This is a genomic window from Saccharothrix ecbatanensis (genome assembly GCF_014205015.1).
In the GTDB taxonomy this organism is placed as follows: domain Bacteria; phylum Actinomycetota; class Actinomycetes; order Mycobacteriales; family Pseudonocardiaceae; genus Actinosynnema; species Actinosynnema ecbatanense.
Window position 1 is genome coordinate 8178958 of record NZ_JACHMO010000001.1, and the last position, 19893, is coordinate 8198850.

The 19893-nt window shown below is 70.3% G+C and carries 18 protein-coding genes and 1 riboswitch; of the genes, 14 read left to right on the top strand and 4 right to left on the bottom strand.

Annotated features, from left to right (window positions below; all coding sequences use genetic code 11):
* Positions 1-56 precede the first annotated feature (56 nt).
* Positions 57-1370: a carbohydrate-binding protein gene (locus tag F4560_RS36155; RefSeq protein ID WP_184927583.1), complete on the top strand. Its 1314-nt coding sequence runs from the start codon at positions 57-59 to the stop codon at positions 1368-1370.
* A gap of 67 nt (positions 1371-1437) precedes the next feature.
* Here the strand turns inward: F4560_RS36155 and F4560_RS36160 are convergent, their stop codons facing one another.
* Entirely contained in the window at positions 1438-2145 is a 708-nt protein-coding gene (locus F4560_RS36160) for an SDR family NAD(P)-dependent oxidoreductase (RefSeq protein WP_312869679.1), read from the bottom strand.
* Between the two features lie 66 nt (positions 2146-2211).
* Here F4560_RS36160 and F4560_RS36165 point away from each other — a divergent pair, with 66 nt between their 5' ends.
* Positions 2212-2772: a TetR/AcrR family transcriptional regulator gene (locus tag F4560_RS36165; RefSeq protein ID WP_246477927.1), complete on the top strand. Its 561-nt coding sequence runs from the start codon at positions 2212-2214 to the stop codon at positions 2770-2772.
* A gap of 16 nt (positions 2773-2788) precedes the next feature.
* Complete coding sequence (locus F4560_RS36170; RefSeq protein ID WP_184927585.1) at positions 2789-4759, top strand: serine/threonine-protein kinase; 1971 nt, start codon at positions 2789-2791, stop codon at positions 4757-4759.
* Positions 4760-4853: 94 nt separating this feature from the next.
* Here F4560_RS36170 and F4560_RS36175 read toward each other — a convergent pair whose 3' ends face one another.
* Complete coding sequence (locus F4560_RS36175; RefSeq protein WP_221483761.1) at positions 4854-5246, bottom strand: DUF2000 domain-containing protein; 393 nt, start codon at positions 5244-5246, stop codon at positions 4854-4856.
* A 105-nt stretch (positions 5247-5351) separates the two neighbouring features.
* Here F4560_RS36175 and F4560_RS36180 point away from each other — a divergent pair, with 105 nt between their 5' ends.
* Positions 5352-5810 carry an Lrp/AsnC family transcriptional regulator gene (locus tag F4560_RS36180; protein ID WP_184927586.1) on the top strand — a complete coding sequence of 153 codons (459 nt, stop codon included), beginning with the start codon at positions 5352-5354 and terminating at the stop codon, positions 5808-5810.
* 123 nt (positions 5811-5933) lie between these two features.
* Positions 5934-7325: a stress response protein gene (locus tag F4560_RS36185; RefSeq protein WP_184927587.1), complete on the top strand. Its 1392-nt coding sequence runs from the start codon at positions 5934-5936 to the stop codon at positions 7323-7325.
* On the opposite strand, the gene F4560_RS36190 is transcribed toward F4560_RS36185, so the two are convergent.
* Complete coding sequence (locus F4560_RS36190; protein WP_184927588.1) at positions 7276-8847, bottom strand: dolichyl-phosphate-mannose--protein mannosyltransferase; 1572 nt, start codon at positions 8845-8847, stop codon at positions 7276-7278. The genes F4560_RS36185 and F4560_RS36190 overlap by 50 nt on opposite strands.
* Before the next feature lie 24 nt (positions 8848-8871).
* Between F4560_RS36190 and rsmI the strand changes: the two genes are divergently transcribed.
* From rsmI to F4560_RS36235, 9 genes are all read left to right on the top strand, one after another.
* Positions 8872-9717 (top strand): 16S rRNA (cytidine(1402)-2'-O)-methyltransferase, encoded by an 846-nt coding sequence (rsmI, locus tag F4560_RS36195; protein ID WP_312869680.1) that lies wholly within the window; start codon positions 8872-8874, stop codon positions 9715-9717.
* A gap of 197 nt (positions 9718-9914) precedes the next feature.
* The gene (gene metG, locus F4560_RS36200) at positions 9915-11705 is read left to right on the top strand and encodes a methionine--tRNA ligase (protein ID WP_184927590.1); all 1791 of its coding nucleotides are present in this window, start codon (positions 9915-9917) and stop codon (positions 11703-11705) included.
* A gap of 10 nt (positions 11706-11715) precedes the next feature.
* Positions 11716-12552, top strand: coding sequence for a TatD family hydrolase (locus F4560_RS36205; protein ID WP_184927591.1), 837 nt, complete (start codon positions 11716-11718; stop codon positions 12550-12552).
* A 281-nt stretch (positions 12553-12833) separates the two neighbouring features.
* Complete coding sequence (locus F4560_RS36210) at positions 12834-14264, top strand: resuscitation-promoting factor (protein WP_184927592.1); 1431 nt, start codon at positions 12834-12836, stop codon at positions 14262-14264.
* A gap of 25 nt (positions 14265-14289) precedes the next feature.
* Entirely contained in the window at positions 14290-15153 is an 864-nt protein-coding gene (gene rsmA / locus F4560_RS36215) for a 16S rRNA (adenine(1518)-N(6)/adenine(1519)-N(6))-dimethyltransferase RsmA (protein ID WP_184929599.1), read from the top strand.
* A gap of 86 nt (positions 15154-15239) precedes the next feature.
* A riboswitch (SAM riboswitch) is annotated at positions 15240-15332 on the top strand.
* 202 nt (positions 15333-15534) lie between these two features.
* Positions 15535-16545, top strand: coding sequence for a methionine ABC transporter ATP-binding protein (locus tag F4560_RS36220; RefSeq protein WP_184927593.1), 1011 nt, complete (start codon positions 15535-15537; stop codon positions 16543-16545).
* Positions 16542-17225: a methionine ABC transporter permease gene (locus F4560_RS36225; RefSeq protein ID WP_184927594.1), complete on the top strand. Its 684-nt coding sequence runs from the start codon at positions 16542-16544 to the stop codon at positions 17223-17225. Before F4560_RS36220 ends, F4560_RS36225 begins: the two co-directional genes overlap by 4 nt.
* 49 nt (positions 17226-17274) lie before the next feature.
* Positions 17275-18081, top strand: a complete 807-nt coding sequence (locus F4560_RS36230; protein ID WP_184927595.1) for a MetQ/NlpA family ABC transporter substrate-binding protein — start codon at positions 17275-17277, stop codon at positions 18079-18081.
* 312 nt (positions 18082-18393) lie between these two features.
* Entirely contained in the window at positions 18394-19359 is a 966-nt protein-coding gene (locus tag F4560_RS36235) for a 4-(cytidine 5'-diphospho)-2-C-methyl-D-erythritol kinase (protein ID WP_184927596.1), read from the top strand.
* Position 19360: 1 nt separating this feature from the next.
* Here F4560_RS36235 and F4560_RS45120 read toward each other — a convergent pair whose 3' ends face one another.
* Positions 19361-19783 (bottom strand): PASTA domain-containing protein, encoded by a 423-nt coding sequence (locus F4560_RS45120; RefSeq protein ID WP_246477928.1) that lies wholly within the window; start codon positions 19781-19783, stop codon positions 19361-19363.
* Positions 19784-19893 lie beyond the last annotated feature (110 nt).

Genomic DNA, 19893 nt, shown 5'->3' on the forward strand with positions numbered 1-19893 from the left:
AGCGTCGGTGTCACGGCCCCGCATCCCGTGTCACCACCCTGCAAGGAGACCAGCGGATGACTCGACGCACCGTCGCCGCTGTCGCCGTGGCGCTGCTGGGCGCTGCCGGTCTGGCAGCAGCCCTCACCACCACCGCGACCGCTGACCCACCACCGACCACGACCGCCGACAGCGGCATGGTCGCCGCCATGGCGCGCGACCTGCGCCTGACCCCTGAGCAGGCCCGTGCCCGCATCGACCGGGAGGCCACCGCGGCCCGCACCGAGAACACCCTCAAGGCACGCCTCGGCCCGGACTTCGCGGGCGCCTGGCTGAACGCCGACGCCACCGAACTGGTCGTCGGCGTCACCACCGCGTCGCAGATCCAGGCCGTCGAGGCGGCGGGCGCGCGGCCGGCGGTGGTCGGGCGTTCCCTTGCCGACCTGGACGCGCTCAAGGTCGAGCTCGACCGGAACGCCCGCAACGCGCCCGGGTCGGTGCCCGGCTGGTACGTCGACACGCCCACCAACACCGTCGTCGTCCTGGCCAGGGACGTCGTCGACGCGAAGGCGTTTGTGCTGGCCAGCGGCCTCCACGAGGCGGACGTGCGGATCGAGCGGTCCGCCGAGCGCCCCCGCCCGCTGATCGACGTGATCGGCGGCAACGCCTACTACATCGGCAGCGGCTCCCGGTGCTCGGTCGGGTTCGCGGTCAACGGCGGGTTCGTGACCGCCGGGCACTGCGGCCGGACGGGCGCGTCCACCACCCAGCCCAGCGGCACGTTCGCCGGGTCCAGCTTCCCCGGCAACGACTACGCCTGGGTCCGCACGGCCGCCGGCAACACGGGCCGTCCGCTGGTCAACCGCTACCCCGGCACGGTGCCGGTGGCGGGCTCCACCGAGGCCCCGGTGGGCGCCTCGGTCTGCCGCTCCGGCTCCACGACGGGCTGGCGCTGCGGCACCATCCAGCAGAAGAACGCCTCGGTGACCTACCCCGAGGGCACGATCACCGGCCTGACCCGCACGAACGCCTGCGCCGAACCCGGCGACTCCGGCGGCTCGTGGCTGACCGGTGACCAGGCGCAGGGCGTCACCTCCGGCGGCTCCGGGAACTGCACGTCCGGCGGGACGATCTACTTCCAGCCGGTCAACGAGATCCTCCAGGTCTACGGCCTCCAGTTGGTCGTCAGCGGCGGCACGCCCCCGACCAGCACCACGTCGCCGACCACGACCACGACGGACCCCGGCCAGACGACCTGGCAGCCAGGCGTCGCGTACGCGACCGGCTCCCTCGTGACGTACGGCGGCGTCGGGTACAGGTGCTTGCAGGGGCACACGTCCCAACCAGGCTGGGATCCGCCGACGGTGCCGGCCCTGTGGCAGCGCGTGTGAGTGGCTAGCGGCGGGCGCACACGCGCGGAGGTCCGGCTCGGGCAACGGCGAGCCGGACCTCGTCGCGTCACAAGTGGGCGCCGCCGGTCGCGTCGAGCCACGCGCCCGTCATCCAGCGCGCGTTGTCGGACGCCACGAACGAGACCACGTCGGCGATGTCGTCGGCGAAGCCGATCCGCCCCAACGCCGAGCGCGCCGCCATCGCCGCCTCCGCGTCCGGGTTCCCTCGCAGCCACGACGCGTTCTGGTCGGTGTCCACCACTCCCGGCGCGACGGTGTTCACCGTGATCCCGCGCGGCCCGAGGTGTAGCGCCAGCGTGCGCGTGAACGTGTCCAGCGCCCCCTTCGTCATCGAGTACGCGATCCCCGTCGGCATCGCGATCCGCGTCGCGCCGGACGAGATGTTCACGATCCGCCCACCGTCCCGGAGCAACGGCAGCGCGCGCTGCACCAGGAAGAACGGGGCCCGCACGTTCACCGCGAACACCTCGTCGAACGCCTCGGGCGTCACGTCCTCGATGGGCGCCGGAAGGCCGATCGCGGCGTTGTTCACCAGCACGTCCAACGGCGGCAGCGCCGCTACCAGCGCGTCGAGTTCATCGGGCAACGACGCCCGCACCGCGAACGCCCTGCCTCCGGCCTCCTCCACCACCGAGGCCGCCGCCGCGTCGTCCCTCGCGTAGTGGACGACAACCCGCATCCCGTCCGCCGCCAACCTCAGGGCGATCGCCCGGCCGATCCCGCGGCTCGCTCCGGTCACCAATGCCGTCTTCACCAGCACTCCAATCTGTAACAACCACTACAGAAGGCGAACTGTAGCGGACGCTATAAAATGAGCCGCATGGTGGGGCGCAAGCGTGGGTTCGACCGGGACGACGTGCTGGACCAGGTCACGCGAGCCTTCTGGCGGAACGGCTTCCAGGCGACCTCGGTCGCCGACCTCACCGGGACCACCGGCGTGAACCCACCGAGCCTCTACGCGGCGTTCGGCGACAAACGCACCCTCTTCGCCGAGGCCGTGTCCCGCTACCAGGCGACCTACGGCGCGTTCACCAAGCGCGCCCTCGAAGAGGAGCCCACCGCACGCCATGCCGTGGAGCGGATCCTGAACGAGGCCGCGATCGAGTACACGACGCCGGAGCGGCCCAAGGGCTGCCTGATCCTCAGCTCCCCCGAGCTGCACGACCTGCGTGACCAGGCCAGGCAGGCGTTCGAGGCCAAGATCCGGCACGACGTCGCCACCGGCGCGCTGCCCGCCGGCGCCGACGCGCACCGCCTCGCCCTGTTCGTCGCGGCCACCGTCCGGGGGATGTCGTCGCTGGCCCGGGACGGCGCCACGCGGGAAGAACTGCGCGACGTTGCCCGGACGGCGCTGTCGGCGTGGCCCGCACCCGTACCCTGAGAGTCGACGAGAAGGGGTGGTGCGGGTCGTGGAGCTGGCCGAGTCGCTGCTGGCGTGGCTGCACGACTTGTTCGGTGTGCCCCTCTGCCCCGGCGACTGGGCCTGGACGGCGACCGCGTTCGGCGCCCTGATCGGCGTGCTGCCGACGGTCGCCGCGCTGCTGGCGATCACCGTCCGGCGGGTGGTCGGCAACTCCTACGGCCCGGTCACCGGCGCGATCTTCGCCGTGCTCGGCGTGGTGAGCACGCTGGTGGTGCCGTGGATGGCGTTCTCGGCCACGTTCAAGCTGCTCCGAGGCCGCGGCCTGCCGGGCACGGGCTCGCTGGACTCCGCGCCGTGCCTGGCGTTCACCCAGTTCGACTACCTGGTCAAGGCGCCGCCGTTCGTGGAGGCGATTACCGGTCGGGACCTGGAGTACGTGATCGCGGCCGGTGCGACGGCGGCCCTGGCGCTGCTGTGCCTGCTGTTCGTGATGCTCCAGGCGGGTTCGGCGTTCCGGCTGGGCCCGAGCTGGCCGCGCCGGGTGTTCTGGCCGCCGTTCGTGGTGCTGCTGGTGTCCACGTCGGCACTGCCGGTCACGCTGGTGGGCCACCTGCTGCTCGGGTTCTTTCCGATCTCGTTGCTGGGCTCCCTCGTGGTGCGGGTTTTCGGGTTGACTACCGCCATGCTGAACCGCCCCGGTCGCGATCGCGGGAACCAGAGCCCGCAACCCGCGGTGTCGAGAACGCCGCCGCCGCAGCAGCCGTCCCCCCAGTCGAAGCCGCAGTCCCACCAGCCGCAGTCCCACCAGCACCAGTCCCAGCCCCATCAGCAGCAGCCGCACCAGCCTTCGCAGGGGCAGCCACCCCCGTACAAGGTGGAGAAGCCGCCGCCCTACCAGCCCGCGCACATCCCCCCGTACCAGCCGATCCCGCCCTACCGGCCGACCCCGCCGCAGCGGCACTACCCGCCGACGCGGGTCGCCGACGTGCCGGTGGAAGCGCCCAAGCCGACCCGCGTGGAACAGCCCGCGCCGCTCGCCGACACCCCCGGCCCGCTGCCGTTCGGGCCGGGCGGCACAGGGGGCAGCGGCACCGGCGGGGCGACGAGCGCGCAGAAGGCCGCGTCGGACTCCGGCACGGTGTGGAACCCGGCCGGTGGACGGTTCCGGCGGATCCGTCAGCTCGGACGCGGTGGGTTCGGCACGGTGTGGCTGGCGGTGGACGAGCAGCTGGCCCGCACGGTCGCGGTGAAGCTCGCGCACGCCCCGGACAACGAGACCGAGCAGCGCATGGTGCGTGAAGCGCGCGCTCTGGCCGCCGTGCGGCACCCGAACTGCGTGCGGGTGTTCGACATCGTCCAAGACCCGGACGGCCTGGCGATCATCATGGAGTACATCGACGGCCAGCCGCTGTCCGACGTGGTGCTCAAGAACGGCATGCTCGCCGACACGCTCGCCGCCAGGCTCTGGGTGAACATGGCCGACGCGCTGGCCGCCGCGCACGAGCAGGGCGTCCTGCACCGGGACGTGAAGCCGTCCAACGTCATCGTCGACACCCAGGGCACCGCGCACCTGATCGACTTCGGCATCGCCCGGTCGAAGGGCGACAGCACGCTCACGGCCACCGGGATGATGGTCGGCACGCCGGACTTCCTCGCCCCGGAAACCGCGCGCGGCGAGGCGGCGAGCCCGGCGTCGGACGCCTGGCAGTTGGCCGCCACGGTCAGCTACGCCCTCACCGGCCACCCGCCGCGCGGGTCGCGGGAGAACCCGATCTCGTCGCTGATGGCCGCCGCGCAGGGCGAGCCGTGCGTGAAGCTGCCCCAGCACAGCGCCCACTCCCGGCTGCTCACCACCGCGTTGGACCCCGACCCGGCCAAGCGGCCGACGTTGGCCGCGATCCGGAACGAGCTGAGCGGTTGGCTGTCGCAGGCCGGGTTGAGCAAGGAAGGCCCGGTCACGAGGATGATCGACCGACCGGAACCGCCGACGCGCCCCGTGCGCTGAGTTCTGCGGCGCTGAGTTCTGCGGCGCTGAGTTCTGCGGCGACGGGTCCGAAGGCGGCGGGTTTTGCGGCGGCGGGCCGGTCCGCCGCCGTTCGTCACCCCATCAGGGGCAGCTTGCGGGTCAGCCTGCTCACCTCGGCACGCGGGCCGTAGAGGGCGACGGCGACGAACTCCGGGTCCTCGGTCCGCGACAGGGCTTCGAGGTATTCGGGGTAGGTGCGGGACCGGCGGGCGACCTCGGTGAACCCGATCTTCAGCACGCCGTCCGCGCGGTGCAGGGCTTTGAGCGTGTCGGCGGACGCGGTCAGCACCGGCACCGGGTGGGTGTTCAGGCCGAGGTGGACGGCGCCGTCGGCGTCCTTGGCGTCATCGCCGAGCAGGTCGGGCAGGCGGGCGCCGAGGGTGAGGCCGAGGACGACGGCGGCGTTGGCGGCGAGGTTGGGCGGCAGGTCGTCGCGCAGGATCAGGGCCAGTTTGGTGGGCAGCACGATCGGATCCATTTCGTTCGGTGGAATAGGTCCACACTTATCCATCTGAACGATGTGGTCCAGCATCTCCGAACTTCGTTCGGCGTGGTCTGCCATGATCGAGAGGTGGACGAACTTGATTCGGCGATCGTCGGGAATCTGCAACTGGATGCGCGGCTGACCAACCGCGAGCTGGCCAGGCGTCTGGGCGTGGCGCCGTCGACGTGCCTGGAACGCGTGCGCGCCCTACGCGAGCGAGGCGTGATCAAGGGCTACCACGCGAACGTGGACCTGGCCGCCCTGAACCGCCCGGTCCAGGCCTTCGTAGCCGCCCGCCTGCGCCCGATGAGCCGCGTGGTGATCGACAACTTCAAGGCGGCCATCGGCGCCCTCCCCGAAGTGACCGCGATGTACGTGGTGGCGGGCGACGACGACTTCCTCATCCACTTGGCCGTGCAGGACCTGGAACACCTGCACGCCTTCCTCATCGACCGCCTGAGCGAACGCCGTGAGGTCATCAGCTTCCGCAGCTCGGTGATCTACGAGAGCATCCGAAATCCCGTGCTCACCGAGCTGCCGGGCTGAACTCGTGGAACTACACCCGGCTGCGCCGAACGGGTGGATGAGGGCTGCGCAGGTAACAAGTCCTCCCTCGTTGCCGAACTACGGCTTGATTCGTTTTAACAGAACCGTCAGCGAGGTGGCTTGGTGTCGTCCGAGGAAAGCTGGCACGCGGCGCGGTTGATTCCCACGTCGGGCATCAACGGCGCGGATGAACAAGAACGTCGGGCGACCTCCGCATTGCTGGCGGTGATGTCCGCCGTGCGCGAATTCGGCCGAGCTCTGACGCAGCCGCTGGGCGCGCCCGCCGCATCGGTGCAGACGTTCATCGAGGTGCCGTTCGAACTTGACGGCCGCAAGCTCATCCCCGACGGATTGATCCGGGTGGTGCGCGGGCAGCGTTCGTGGACCGCGTTGGTCGAAGTGAAGACCGGTGCGAACGAATTGCAGGCCGAACAGCTCGACAACTACCTGGACGTCGCCCGGGACCGCGGTTTCGACGCGGTGATCACCATCTCGAACGAGATCCCGGCGCTCCCGGGCCAGCACCCGACGGCGGTCGACCGGCGGAAGCTGAAGAAGGTCGCCCTGCACCACTGGTCGTGGACCGAGGTGCTGTGCGAAGCCGTGATGCAGAAGGAGCACCGGGGCGTGGCGGACGCCGACCAGGCCTGGATCCTCGGCGAGCTGATCCGGTACCTGGAACACCCGCGATCAGGCGCGATGGCGTTCGAGGACATGGGTGCGGCGTGGGTTCCGCTGCGGGAGTCCATCCAGGCCGGGACGCTGCGCGCGACCGACAAGACCGCCCCTGAAGTCGCGTTGCGCTTCGACGCGCTGGTGCGGTTCGCGTGCCTCCAGCTCGGTCGCAGGCTGGGCGCGGAGGTGATGCCGGCGCTGACCCGGAAGGAGCTCGCCGAGCCGCAGACGCGGGTCGCCAAGCAGGTCGGCCAGCTCGTCGCCGAGGGGCGGTTGACCGCGGGCATCCACATTCCCGGCACGGTCGGTGTGCTCCAGGTGACGGCGGACCTGCGCGCCGGACAGGTCGCGTGCCACGTCGACCTGGACGGGCCACGGGAAGGCAGGCCCACGACCCGCGTCAACTGGCTGGTGCGGCAGTTGAAGGACGCGCCGGACACCGTTCGCCTGGAGGCTTTCGCATTGCACGGCCGAGGCGCGGGCGCATCGGAACTGATGCGCACCGTCAAGGAGAACCCGATGGTTCTGGTGGTGGACCCCGCGAAGGAGATCCGCGGATTCCGGGTCGCCAACTCGGCCGTTCTGGGCAGCAAGCGCGGAACCGGGAGGAATTCGTTCATCGATTCCGTGCTCGCCGCCGTGACGGGTTTCTACGAAGAGGTCGTGCAGAACCTCAAGCCGTGGGCAGCGGCGCCGCCGCGGATCCGGCCGGAGGAAGCGTTCGCGCCGCCGGTAGAGGTTCCTCCGGCCCTCGTCTCCACCGCGCCGTCCTCGCAGGACGGGCCCGAGGTCAATTCCAGGACGGAAGCCATTTCTGAGCGTCCCACGTTTCCGGGGTGATCGGTATGCCGTTGAGGATCGGCCACAGCCACACGAAGTTGGCCACGACCAGGCCCACGTAGAGCGCCACGGCGAGCAGGCCGGTGCCGCGGCGTTCCTTGCCGTCCGTCCGCTTCCCCAGCATCTCGCCCAACGCCAACGCGATGCCCAGCACCAGGAACGGCGCCATCGGCGTCACGTAGAAGAAGTACATCTGCCGGTCGATGTTCAGGAACCACGGCAGGAAGCCCGCGCCGTACCCGACCAGCACCGCCGCGTAACGCCAGTCCAGCCGGGTGATCGCCTGCCACAGCGCCCACGCCAGCATCGGGAACGCCAGCCACCACATCGCGGGCGTCCCGATCAGCATGATCGCGCCCACGCACGTCGCCCCGCCGCAGCCCTGCACCGCGCCCTCGAAGTAGTAGAGCATCGGCCGCAGGCCCATCGGCCACGTCCACGGCTTCGACTCCCACGGGTGCTTGTTCGTCTCCGACGTCACGAGTTCGGTGTGGAAGTTGTAGACGTTGGTGCTGTAGTACCAGAGCGCCCGCAACGGGTCGGGGACCCACGAGTCGTCCGGCAGCTTCCCGCCGACCACGTGCCGGTCGATCGCCGTCTCCGACGCGAACCACGCCCACCACGTCGCCAGGTACGCCAGGACCGGGATCACCAGCAGCGCGAACAGCGACGGCAGCAGGTCCTTCGCGAACGACCCCAGCCACGGCCGCTCCACCCCGGCGGCACGGCGGGCGGTGGCGCTCCAGAGCACCGACAGCACGCCGAAGAACGCGATGTACCAGAGGCCGGACCACTTCACGCCGCACGCCAGACCCAGCGCGACGCCACCGGCGAACCGCCACCAGCGGAAGCCCAGCCACGGGCCCAGCGGCGAGGTCGTCGCCCAGCCCTCGCGCACCGCGACGGCCAGCCGTGACCGCACCTGGTCCCGGTCCACCACCAGGCACGCGAACGCCACCACCACGAAGAACGCCAGGAAGATGTCCAGCATCCCCATCCGCGACTGCACGTGGCTCACGCCGTCCGCGATCAGCAGCACACCGGCGATCGCGCCGATCAGGTCGGACCGCGTCAGCCGCCGGGCGATTCGCACCACCAGCAGGATCGTCAACGTGCCCACGACCGCCGACGCGAACCGCCAGCCCACGCCGTCGTAGCCGAACAGCCACTCGCCGACCGCGATCAACTGCTTGCCCAGCGGCGGGTGGACGATCAGCTCGTAGCCGGGGTTGTCCTCGTACCCGCCGTTGCGCAACACCCCCGCGCCCTGCGGCACGTAGTGCTTCTCGTCGAAGATCGGGGTGCCCTTGTCGGTCGGGAACCCGAGGTTCCAGAACCGGACCACGCCGCCGATCAGGGCCACGGTCAGCGTGATGAGCCAGCCCCGCAGGGCGTTGCTCAGGGGGCCGGGTTCGAGCTGGCGTGCCCGCTCTTCGCGGTCGTTGCCCGGAGGAGGGCTCGCCGGCGGAACCTCGCCGGCCTCGACCACGTCGTCTGCGGACTGCGGTGCGATCAGGCTCACGTCGCCGATCGTAGGGTGAGAGGTGTGAGACCTGTATCTGGATCAGGCCGTTTGGTGCTGGCCGCTACTCCGCTCGGTGACGTCCGGGACGCTTCGGCGCGCCTGGTGGACGCCTTGGGGACGGCCGAAGTGATCGCGGCGGAGGACACCCGGAGACTTCGGTCGTTGGCGTCGGCGCTGGGGGTGACCCTGTCGGGGCGGGTCGTCAGCTTCTACGACCAGGTCGAGACGGCCCGGCTGCCGAAGCTGCTGGAGGCCCTGCACGAGGGGCAGACGGTGGTGCTGGTGACCGACGCCGGCATGCCCAGCGTGTCCGACCCCGGCTACCGGCTCGTGGCGGCGTGCGTGGCGGAGGACATCCGCGTCACGTGCCTGCCCGGGCCGTCCGCCGTGACGACCGCGCTGGCGTTGTCGGGGCTGCCGTCGGACCGCTTCTGCTTCGACGGCTTCCCGCCGCGCAAGCAGGGTGAGCGGCTCCGGTGGTTCGCGGCGTTGGCGACCGAGCCCCGGACGTGCGTCTTCTTCGAATCACCCCATCGGCTGGCGGACACCCTCGCCGACGCCGCTTCGGTGTTGGGCAACGACCGGCGGGCGGCGGTGTGCCGGGAGTTGACCAAGACGTATGAGGAGGTCAAGCGGGGCGGGCTCGGCGAGCTGGCCGAGTGGGCGGCCGAGGGGGTGCGGGGTGAGATCACGGTGGTGCTGGCGCCCGCCGAGACCCGCGACACGCCGCCGATGGAGACGCTGGTCGCCGAGGTGAAGCAGCGGGTGGCCGCCGGGGAACGGACCAAGACGGCGGCGGCGGAGGTCGCGGAGGCGGCGGGCGTGAGCAAGAAGGCCCTCTACGACGCGGTGATCAGCAAGGGCTGAGCTGGGCGGTTCGTACGGTGGACGAAGTCCCGCTCGCCGCGACTGCGTGCTCCGAACCAGCACGCCGGTGTCCGGGATCGGTCGTGCGACGGACGTTCGAGGGGACGTGCACCCGTCCGGGTGGGTGACGTCTCCGGCCGGCGCTGACCTGCCCGACCCGCGAAAACCCGCTGGAACCACCTCCGTAGGCTTGGCCCATGAGTGCCTCCGTGCTGACCGCGGTGGCGTGGCCCTACGCCAACGGCCCCCGCCACATCGGTCACGTCTCCGGTTTCGGTGTCCCCTCCGACGTGTTCTCCCGCTACATGCGCATGTCGGGCAACCGGGTGCTGATGGTCTCCGGCTCGGACGAGCACGGCACGCCCATCTCGGTCCAGGCCGAGAAGGAGGGCATGTCCACCCGAGAGCTCGTGGACAAGTACCACCGGGTCATCGCGAACGACCTGCACGGCCTCGGCCTGTCCTACGACCTGTTCACCCGGACCACCACCGGCAACCACTACAAAGTGGTCCAGGAGCTGTTCCTCGCCCTCTGGCGCAACGGCTACGTCATCCCCAAGACCGAGATGGGCGCGATCAGCCCGTCCACCGGCCGCACCCTGCCCGACCGCTACATCGAGGGCACCTGCCCGATCTGCGGCTACGACGGCGCCCGCGGCGACCAGTGCGACAACTGCGGCAACCAGCTCGACCCCATCGACCTGAAGAACCCGCGCTCCCGCATCAACGGCGAGGTGCCGAAGTTCGTCGAGACCGAGCACCTGTTCCTCGACCTCCCGCAGTTCATCGACGCGCTCGGCGGCTGGTTCCAGACCCGCACCGAGTGGCGCCCGAACGTGCTCAAGTTCAGCCAGAACCTCATCGCCGACCTGCGTCCGCGCGCCATCACCCGCGACCTGGACTGGGGCATCCCCATCCCGCTCGACGGCTGGAGCGAGCAGCCGATGAAGCGCTTCTACGTGTGGTTCGACGCGGTCATCGGCTACCTCAGCGCGTCGGTCGAGTGGGCCCGCCGGTCGGGGAACCCGGACGCCTGGAAGGAGTTCTGGACCGGCGACGCCCAGGGCTACTACTTCATGGGCAAGGACAACATCGTCTTCCACTCGCTGATCTGGCCCTCCCTGCTCCTCGGGCAGAACGGCCAGGGCGCGAAGGGCGGGCAGCCGGGCGCGTTCGGCGCGCTGAACCTGCCCACCGAAGTGGTGTCGAGCGAGTTCCTCACCATGAGCGGCTCGAAGTTCTCCACCTCGCGCGGCACGGTCATCTACGTGACGGACTTCCTGAAGGAGTTCGGCCCGGACGCGCTGCGCTACTTCATCTCGGTCGCCGGCCCGGAGAACCAGGACACCGACTTCACCTGGGACGAGTTCGTCCGCCGGACCAACTTCGAGCTGGCCAACGAGTGGGGCAACCTGGTCAACCGGTCGATCTCGATGGCGCACAAGAACGTGGGCGCGATCCCGAAGCCGACCAACCCCACCCAGGCCGACCACGAGCTGCTCGAACTGAGCCGCAAGGCGTTCGACGTGGTGGGCGCGAACCTGCGCCGCTCGCGGTTCAAGCAGGCGTCCGGCGAGGCGATGAAGGTCGTCGGCGCGGCCAACCGCTACCTGTCCGACCAGGAGCCGTGGAAGCTCAAGGACGACCCGGAGCGCCGCGACACCGTGCTGCACACCGCGTTGCAGGTCGTTCAGGACGCGAACGCCCTCCTCACCCCGTTCCTGCCGCACTCGGCGCAGAAGGTGCACGAGGCGTTGGGCGGCACGGGCGTGTGGGCGGCGCAGCCGGAGATCACCGAGGTCGAGGACCTGGACGTGCCGGACCGCGGGTACCCGGTGCTGACCGGCGACTACGCGGGCGAGCAGGCGACGTGGGCGTCCACGCCCATCGAGGTGGGCCGGCCGCTGGCCAAGCCCGCGCCGCTGTTCGCCAAGCTCGACCCGGAGCTGGGCGAGACCGGCCCCGAGTGGGCCCCGATCGTCAAGTAGTCCCAGCCGGATGACGAAACGCCGTGGCGAACGGCCACCGGTCCCGGAGACCCTTCCGGCGCCGGTGGTCGACGCCCACACCCACCTGGACGCGTGCGGCGCGGAGACGCCCGAACAGGTCCGCGAGATCCTGGACCGGGCCGCGCAGGCCGGCGTCGACCGCGTGATCACCGTCGCGGACGACCTGAAGTCCGCGCACTGGGCCGCCGAAGCCGCCACCTGGGACGACCGGGTGTTCGCCGCAGTCGCCCTGCACCCGACCCGCACGTCCACGTTCGGCGAGGCGGAGCAGACCGAGCTGGCGAAGCTCGCGGAGCGGCCGAGGGTCGTCGCGATCGGCGAGACCGGTCTGGACTACTACTGGGACTACGCCCCGAAAAGCGCCCAGCACGAGGCGTTCCGGTGGCACATCGACCTCGCCAAGCGGGTCGGCAAGGCGTTGATGATCCACGACCGGGACGCGCACGACGACATCCTCGATGTGCTGGACACCGAAGGCGCGCCGTCCACAGTGGTCTTCCACTGCTTCTCCGGCGACCTCTCCTTCGCGCGCGCGTGCGTGGAGCGCGGTTTCGTGCTGTCGTTCGCGGGCGCGGTGACGTTCCGCAACGCCCAAGCCCTCAGGGAAGCCGCCCGCTGGGTGCCGGAAGACCACATCCTGGTCGAGACGGACGCGCCGTTCCTGACCCCTCACCCGTACCGGGGTCGCCCGAACGAACCGTATTGCGCGAACTACACGCTCCGGGACTTGGCGACACTGCGTGACGTAGATCCGGCCGATCTTGCGTCAAAGATCACCCGAACCGCCGAACGGACCTTCGGTCTTCGTGACGTGGCGGAGTCGTAATCCTCCTTACGACGAATGGCGGACACACTTGCTCCGCTAACGGAGTGGCTGAGGTCACAACGTTTCCGAGGGTGTTTGCACAACCCCCGGACACCCGTTACGGTCCCGTGACCGTGCCCCGAGTTCCAATTCGGGGCGCACCCGCAGTCGGGGCGGGTCACATAGACACCAGAAGCGAGAAGACGAGCGGACGCACAGGAGTTGCCGGAGATCACCAGCTGACCACCGACATCGAACGTGCGCGTAGCCGGACTTCGCGCCTTCAGGAGGTATGGCACCCCGTGAACTCGTTCAACGAGGACACCGACTGGTTTACGCCCGTGCAGGTGGCGCCGACAGGCGTCGACGTCCTGGACAGACCCGGACCGCCGTCCGAGTGGGACACCGCGGTGTTCGCCATCACGCCGGACGACGTGCTCGACGTGCTCGGCCCGGACGCGGACGAACTGCTGGCCGGCGCGAACGTCGACGTCGACGAGCTGATCCGGCTGATCAACGCCGAGACCACGCTCCTCCCCCCGATCATCATCCCCGACGAGGTCTCCCAGGACCGGGTCGCGAGCGGCTTGGCGGCAGAGCTGCCGAGCGCCCCGCCCGCCGCGCTGGTCGAGGCCGCGGGGAAGTGGAAGCGCCGCTTCCTGAAGGCCGCGGTCCTCACCGTGCTGGTGACCGTCTCCGGCGGTGGCGCCACCGCGATCGCGATGGACAAGTCCGTCACGGTCGACGTCGACGGCGAAGCCAAGACCGTCCGGACCTACGAGTCCACCGTGGGTGAGATCCTCGCCGACGAGGGCATCACGATCGGCGATCACGACGTGCTCAGCCCGTCACCCCAGACGAAGGTCAGCGACGGCGGGAAGATCTCGCTGGACCGCGGCCGGCTGGTGAAGATGACGGTCGACGGCGAGCAGCGCGAGGGCTGGGTCCGCTCGGTCACCGTGGACGAGGCGCTGGACCAGCTCCAGGTGCCCGACGAAGGCGCGTGGGTCTCCCACGACCGCGGCATGGACGTGCCGCTCCAGGGCATCGCGCTGGAGGTCAAGAGCCTCAAGACCGTCACGGTCTACGACGGCGGCAACGCGCCCCGGCAGCTGCAGACCACGGCGGTGACCGTGGACGAGCTGATGAAGGCCGAGAACCTGTCGCTCGGGCCGGACGACAAGCTCGAAACGGCGCTGGACCTCAAGGTCACGAACGGCGCCGAGGTGCACATCACCCGCACCGGCGTGTCGGTGATCAACGCGACGGAGGCCATCCAGCCGCCCGTCGAGGAGATCAAAGACGACACGATGATGAAGGGCCAGAAAGAGGTCCTGGAGCCGGGTGTGCCCGGTGAGCAGATCGTCACCTACCGCGTCACGGTGAAGAACGGCGCCGAGATCGGCCGCGAGAAGCTGGGCGCGAAGGTCACCAAGGAGCCGGTCGCCAAGAAGGTCAAGGTCGGCACCAAGCTGCCGCCCGACGGCGAGGTGTGGGACCGGCTGGCCAACTGCGAGGCCACCGGCAACTGGGCCATCAACACCGGCAACGGCTACTACGGCGGCCTCCAGTTCAACAAGGGCACGTGGGACGCCTACGGCGGCAGCCAGTACGCCGCGTACCCGCACCAGGCCTCGCGTGAGCAGCAGATCGCGATCGCGACCAAGCTCCGCGACGCCCGCGGCGGCTACTCCGCCTGGCCCCACTGCCAGCAAAAGCTCGGCTTGCCGTAAGAATGCGTTTGTGACTGAGGATTCGATGTCGGCCGGGTCGGGGAGTTCGCTCCTCGGCCCGGCCGATGTCCGTCGGCTGGCGGCCGAGCTGGACATCCGCCCCACCAAGAAGCTCGGCCAGAACTTCGTGCACGACCCCAACACGGTGCGGCGCATCGTGTCCGCGGCCGGGCTGCGCGCCGACGACGTGGTGCTGGAGGTCGGCCCCGGCCTGGGTTCGCTGACGTTGGCGTTGCTGCCGTCGTGCCGCGCGCTGGTGGCCGTGGAGATCGACGGGGTGCTGGCGGACCGCCTGCCGGTGACGGTGGCGGAGCGCGCGCCTGGGCTCGCCGACCGGTTGAGCGTGGTGCACGCCGATGCGATGCGCGTCACACCGTCCGACATGCCCGTGGAGCCGACCGCCCTCGTCGCGAACCTGCCCTACAACATCGCGGTGCCCGTGGTGCTGCACCTGCTGGCCGAGCTGCCGTCGTTGCGCACCGGGCTGGTGATGGTGCAGTCCGAGGTCGCCGACCGGATGGCCGCCGGACCGGGCAGCAAGGTCTACGGCGTGCCCAGCGTCAAACTCGCCTGGTACGCGGACGCGCGGCGGGCCGGTCCGGTGCCGCGCTCGGTGTTCTGGCCGGTTCCCAACGTGGACTCCGCGCTGGTCGCGTTCGAACGTCACCCACCGCTGTCCACTGTGGATCAGAAACAGCTGTTCTCGTTGGTGGACGCGGCTTTCGCGCAGCGGCGCAAGATGCTCCGGGGCGCGTTGTCCGGTTGGGCCGGTTCGGCGGCCGAGGCGCAGCGCTTGCTCGTCGAGGCGGGCGTCGATCCGGCGGTGCGCGGCGAACAACTGGACGTCAGGGACTTCATCCGGATAGCCGAGGCCGCTGCCGCTCGATAGACGATGATCTTTCGGCCGAAAGTGTGATTTGCCGGACGATCCCGTTTCAGGCTTGCGTCGATCGGGTCTCGTCAGGTCTACTCGTGTTGCCATCCCGAGCGGCTGAGAGACCTGGCTCTACGACGCCGCAGCAACCACCCCTCCACGGGGGCAGGTGCTTCCGCCAGGATCGATGGAGGATCACGTGCCCAGGATGCGAATGCTCACCCGCCGGCGGGTAGTCGACCACGGCCGCCGCACGTCTTCGGCCTGTCGCAGCTCCTCCTAGCCCTAGGCGCTTTCGAATCTCCCTGCGTCCTTCCGCGGGACACCCTTCTGAGCTGAGCCGCCGGTCCGGCACGCCCTGAGCGTGCCCGGCCGCATGCAGTCGTGGAGCGAAACGTGATCACTGTCGAGAACCTCACCAAGACCTTCCCCGGGAGTACCGGGCAGGTTCGCGCGCTGGACGGCGTGAACCTGGACGTCGCCGCGGGCACCGTCCTCGGCGTCGTCGGCCCCAGCGGTTCGGGCAAGTCCACGCTCGCCCGGTGCGTCGGGCTGCTGGAGCGCCCGGACAGCGGCTCGATCCGCGTCGACGGCACCGACCTCGTCTCGCTCGACGGCATCGCGCTGCGTGCCGCCCGCCGGCAGATCGGCGTTGTGCCGCAAGGGGATTCCCTGCTCCGCCAGCGCACCGCCGCGGGCAACGTCGCGCTGCCGCTTGAGGCCGCGGGCGTCGCCGGGCCGCAGCGCCGCAACCGCGTCGCCGAACTCCTCGACCTGGTCGGCCTGACCGACAAGGCGGGCTCGTACCCCGACCAGCTGTCCGGTGGCCAGCGCCAGCGGATCGCGGTCGCCCGCGCGCTCGCCGCGTCGCCATCCGTGCTGTTGGCCGACGAGCCGACGTCCGCGCTCGACCCCGACACCACCGGCTCGGTGCTCGCCGTGCTGGACCGCGCGCGGGCCGAGCTGGGCGTCACGGTGCTCGTGGTCACGCACGACATGGGCGTGGTCCGGCGGATTTGCGACGACGTCGCGGTGCTGGAGAACGGCCGGGTCGTGGAGCACGGCAAGGTGCTCGACCTGGTGTCGGACGCCGCGAGCCGCACGGCCTCGTCGCTGCTGCCCGCCGTGGACCAGAACCCGGCGCTTGAGGGTTCGTTCGACCGGGTGGCGGACATCGTGCTGGTCGGCTTCGCGGCCGTCGGCGCGCTGCTGCCCGAGGCGACCAGCCGGTTCGGCGTCGACCTGAACCTGTTGGGCGGCGGCCTGACCAGGCTGGGGGAGACCCCGGTCGCGCGGTTCCGGGTCGGGCTGAAGGGCGAGCGCGCGGACTCGGCGCTGGAGTGGATCTCGGAGGCGGGCGGCTCGGTGCGGCGGACCCTGTCGGGTCCCCAGGGAGTAGCTGCGTGAGGTCTGCGACACCCTGGTCGGAGGTCTTCGACCAACTGCTCGTGGCTACCGGCGAGACGTTGTACATGGTGGTGGTCTCGACCGTCATCGCGGTTCTGCTCGGCACACCCGTCGGCATCTGGCTCCAGCTCACCGCTCCCGGTGGGCTGAGGCCGCGGCCGGTGCTCCACAAGGTCCTCGGGTTCGTGGTGGACCTCGGCCGTTCCATGCCGTTCCTGGTGCTGCTGGTCGTGCTCACGTCGTTGACGAGGCTGTTGCTCAGCAGCACGATCGGGCCCACGGCGGCGATCGTGCCGCTGTCGGTCGGCGCGATCCCGTTCGTCGGCAGGCTGGTGCAGAACGTGCTGTCCGAGGTGCACGTGTCGGTGGTGGAGGCCGCCGTCACGACCGGGTCGTCCACGCTGCGGATCGTGCGCAGCGTGCTGCTCCGCGAGTCGGCTCCCGCCCTGGTCAACGCCGTCGGCGTGACCGCGATCGCGTTGCTCGGCTACTCGGCGATGGCCGGTGTGGTCGGTGGCGGCGGTCTCGGCGACCTCGCCGTGCGGATGGGCTACCAGCGGTTCAACGACCGTTATCTGTGGAGCACGGTCGTCGTGCTGGCCGTCATCGCCACCGCGATCCAGCTCGTCACCAACCGTGTCGCGCGCGGCGTCGACCGCCGTCGCACCACTTCTGTCTGATTTCTTTCTGTCTGAATTTTCGTAGTAGGACTCTCCCAAAAGGAACGACATGCGTATTCGTGCTGCCCTCGTCGCCGTGCTGCTGACCGCAGTGGGCTGCGGAAGTGGCGACACCGGCGCCGCCTCGGACCCGAACGCGGCCCTGAGGATCGGCGTCAGCCCTGTTCCGCACGCGCAGGTGCTGCGGTACGTGGCGGACAACCTGGCCGCGTCGAAGGGCTTGAAGGTCGAGGTCGTGGAGTTCACCGACTACGTGCAGCCGAACACCGCGCTGGTGGACGGTTCGCTGGACGGGAACTACTTCCAGACCGTGCCGTACCTGGACACGTTCAAGGCCGAGAGCGGCGCGGCGCTGGAGTGGATCGGCCCCGTGCACATCGAGCCGCTCGGCGTGTACTCGAAGAAGCACAAGGCGTTGGCCGACCTGCCGTCCGGTGCGCGGGTGGCCGTGGCGAACGACGCGACGAACGAGGCGCGCGGGCTGAAGCTGCTCCAGGACAACGGCCTGATCAAGGTGAAGCCGGGCACGGAGAAGACGGCGACGATCCGGGACATCGCGGAGAACCCGCGTGGTCTGGAGTTCGTGGAGCTGGAGGCGGCGCAGCTGCCCCGGTCGCTGGACGACACCGATGCGGCTGTGGTCAATGGCAACTACGCCATCGACGCCGGCCTCAAGCCCGCGTCGGACGCGTTGGCGCTGGAGCGTGCCGAGGGCAACCCGAACGCGAACGGGCTGGTGACGCGGGTCGAGCTGAAGGACGACCAGCGGGTGAAGGACCTGCTCGCACTGCTCCAGTCGCAGGAGGTCAAGGACTACATCAAGGAGACGTTCTCGGGCTCCGTGCTCGCCGTCTGACGCTTCGGCCGGCTCGATGTTCGGCCGGACGTCCGCCGGTCCGGTCCGCCGGTCCGGCGCTCTGGTGGTCCGGCGGTTCGGCCGCCATCGGCCGGAATCGCTTTCGCAGGGGTCCTCGCCAAGGGGACCCCTGCTTTGATCTTGCCGGCTTTGGTCGGCGGAGGCGCGGGGTCGGCACTGGGCTGTGGACAACTCGTGGACCTGTGGACAACTGTGGGCGGTCGGTCGGCGGCAGCGGTAAGAATAGTGTTCAGCACCAGGTCAGGGGTCGGTAGGAGCGGGCTACCCGGAAACGCCCGTACGCTTCATGGCGTGCTCGCTGTCGTCCCACCCCCGGTCACCGTCCGCGTCCCGGCCAAGGTCAACCTGCACCTGGCTGTAGGCGATCTTCGCTCGGACGGCTACCACGACCTCGTGACGATCTTCCAGGCCTTGTCGCTGACCGACGAGGTCACCGTCGCCATCGCCGACGACCCCGGGGTCGAGGTGCACGGCGAAGGCGCCGACGCCGTGCCCACCGGCGCGTCCAACCTCGCCTGGCGGGCGGTGCGGGTGCTGGCCGAGCACGTCGGCCGCGACCCCGACGACCCGAAGGTCCGGGTCGTGATCCGCAAGGCCATCCCGGTCGCCGGCGGCATGGCGGGCGGCAGCGCGGACGCGGCGGCGACGCTCGTCGGGCTGGCCTCCCTCTGGCGGCTGGAGATCAGCCGGGACGACCTGGCCACGCTGGCGGGCAAGATCGGCGCGGACGTCCCGTTCGGCATCTACGGCGGCACCGCGTTGGGCACCGACCGGGGCGACAGGATCGTCCCCGTGCTGTCCCGTCACACGTTCCACTGGGTGCTCGCGTTCGACCGGCGCGGCCTGCCCACGCCCGAGGTGTTCGACGAGCTGGACCGGCTGCGCGCGGACGGCGATCCGCCTCGGGTCGGTGAGGCGGAGGCCGTGCTGGAAGGCCTGGCGTCCGGCGACCCGCGTCAGCTCGCGCTGCTGCTGGGCAACGACCTTCAGGCCGCCGCCGTGTCGCTGCGGCCCAACCTGCGCCGCACGTTGCGCGCGGGCGTGAACGCGGGCGCGTTGGCCGGCATGGTGTCCGGATCGGGGCCGACCTGCGCGTTCCTGTGCACCGACGGCGACGCGGCGGTGCGGGTGGCGGCCGAACTGGCGGGCGCGGGTGTGTGCCGGACGGTGCGCGTGGCGCAGGGCCCGGTCCACGGCGCGCGCGTCATCGGCACCGAAGAGGCACCCCGGCCGATCCCGCCCGAGGTGCACGCGTGACCTACTCGTCGTTCTTCTTGGCCGACAGCAGCACCTCGGTGTCGCAGGGGACGACCTGCCCGGCGGCCGGGGTCTGCGCGGTCGTGGTCCAGTTCCGGTCCAGGGCCAGCACTCGCCCCTGACCGGTGGCATCCTGTTCACGGAGCTTGTAGAGGCCCGCGGCCTGCATGGTGTCCTGCGCGGTCTGGTGGATCATGCCGACGACGTTCGGGACGGTGCAGGTCTTCCCGGCCGGCGCGGGCGTCGTGGCTGCCGGTTCGGTAGCTGCCGGTGCTGTGGCCGCCGGTTCAGTGGCCGCCGGTTCAGTGGCTGCCGGTGTTGTGGCGGCGGGCACGGTGACCGTCGTGGTGGCCGGCGGTGTGGTGCCACACCCCGCGACCACCAGGGCCGTCAACGCGCCGGCGACCCACTTCAGCTGTGACATCGGACTCCCTGGCTCGGTTACAGGCGGTACGTCGAGTCGGGGCGGACCGTCGTTACCGGCGCGGTAGCTAGGCTGGCGTACTGCGCATACCCCTGTCTCTCGATGAAGGT

Excerpts from the sequence above, each read along its gene's own strand:
- F4560_RS36155 (WP_184927583.1), top strand. The coding sequence starts at position 57 with ATGACTCGACGCACCGTCGCCGCTGTCGCCGTGGCGCTGCTGGGCGCT.
- F4560_RS36230 (WP_184927595.1), top strand. The coding sequence starts at position 17,275 with ATGCGTATTCGTGCTGCCCTCGTCGCCGTGCTGCTGACCGCAGTGGGC.
- F4560_RS36205 (WP_184927591.1), top strand. The coding sequence starts at position 11,716 with ATGACGAAACGCCGTGGCGAACGGCCACCGGTCCCGGAGACCCTTCCG.
- rsmA (WP_184929599.1), top strand. The coding sequence starts at position 14,290 with ATGTCGGCCGGGTCGGGGAGTTCGCTCCTCGGCCCGGCCGATGTCCGT.
- F4560_RS36165 (WP_246477927.1), top strand. The coding sequence starts at position 2,212 with ATGGTGGGGCGCAAGCGTGGGTTCGACCGGGACGACGTGCTGGACCAG.
- F4560_RS45120 (WP_246477928.1), bottom strand. The coding sequence starts at position 19,783 with ATGTCACAGCTGAAGTGGGTCGCCGGCGCGTTGACGGCCCTGGTGGTC.
- metG (WP_184927590.1), top strand. The coding sequence starts at position 9,915 with ATGAGTGCCTCCGTGCTGACCGCGGTGGCGTGGCCCTACGCCAACGGC.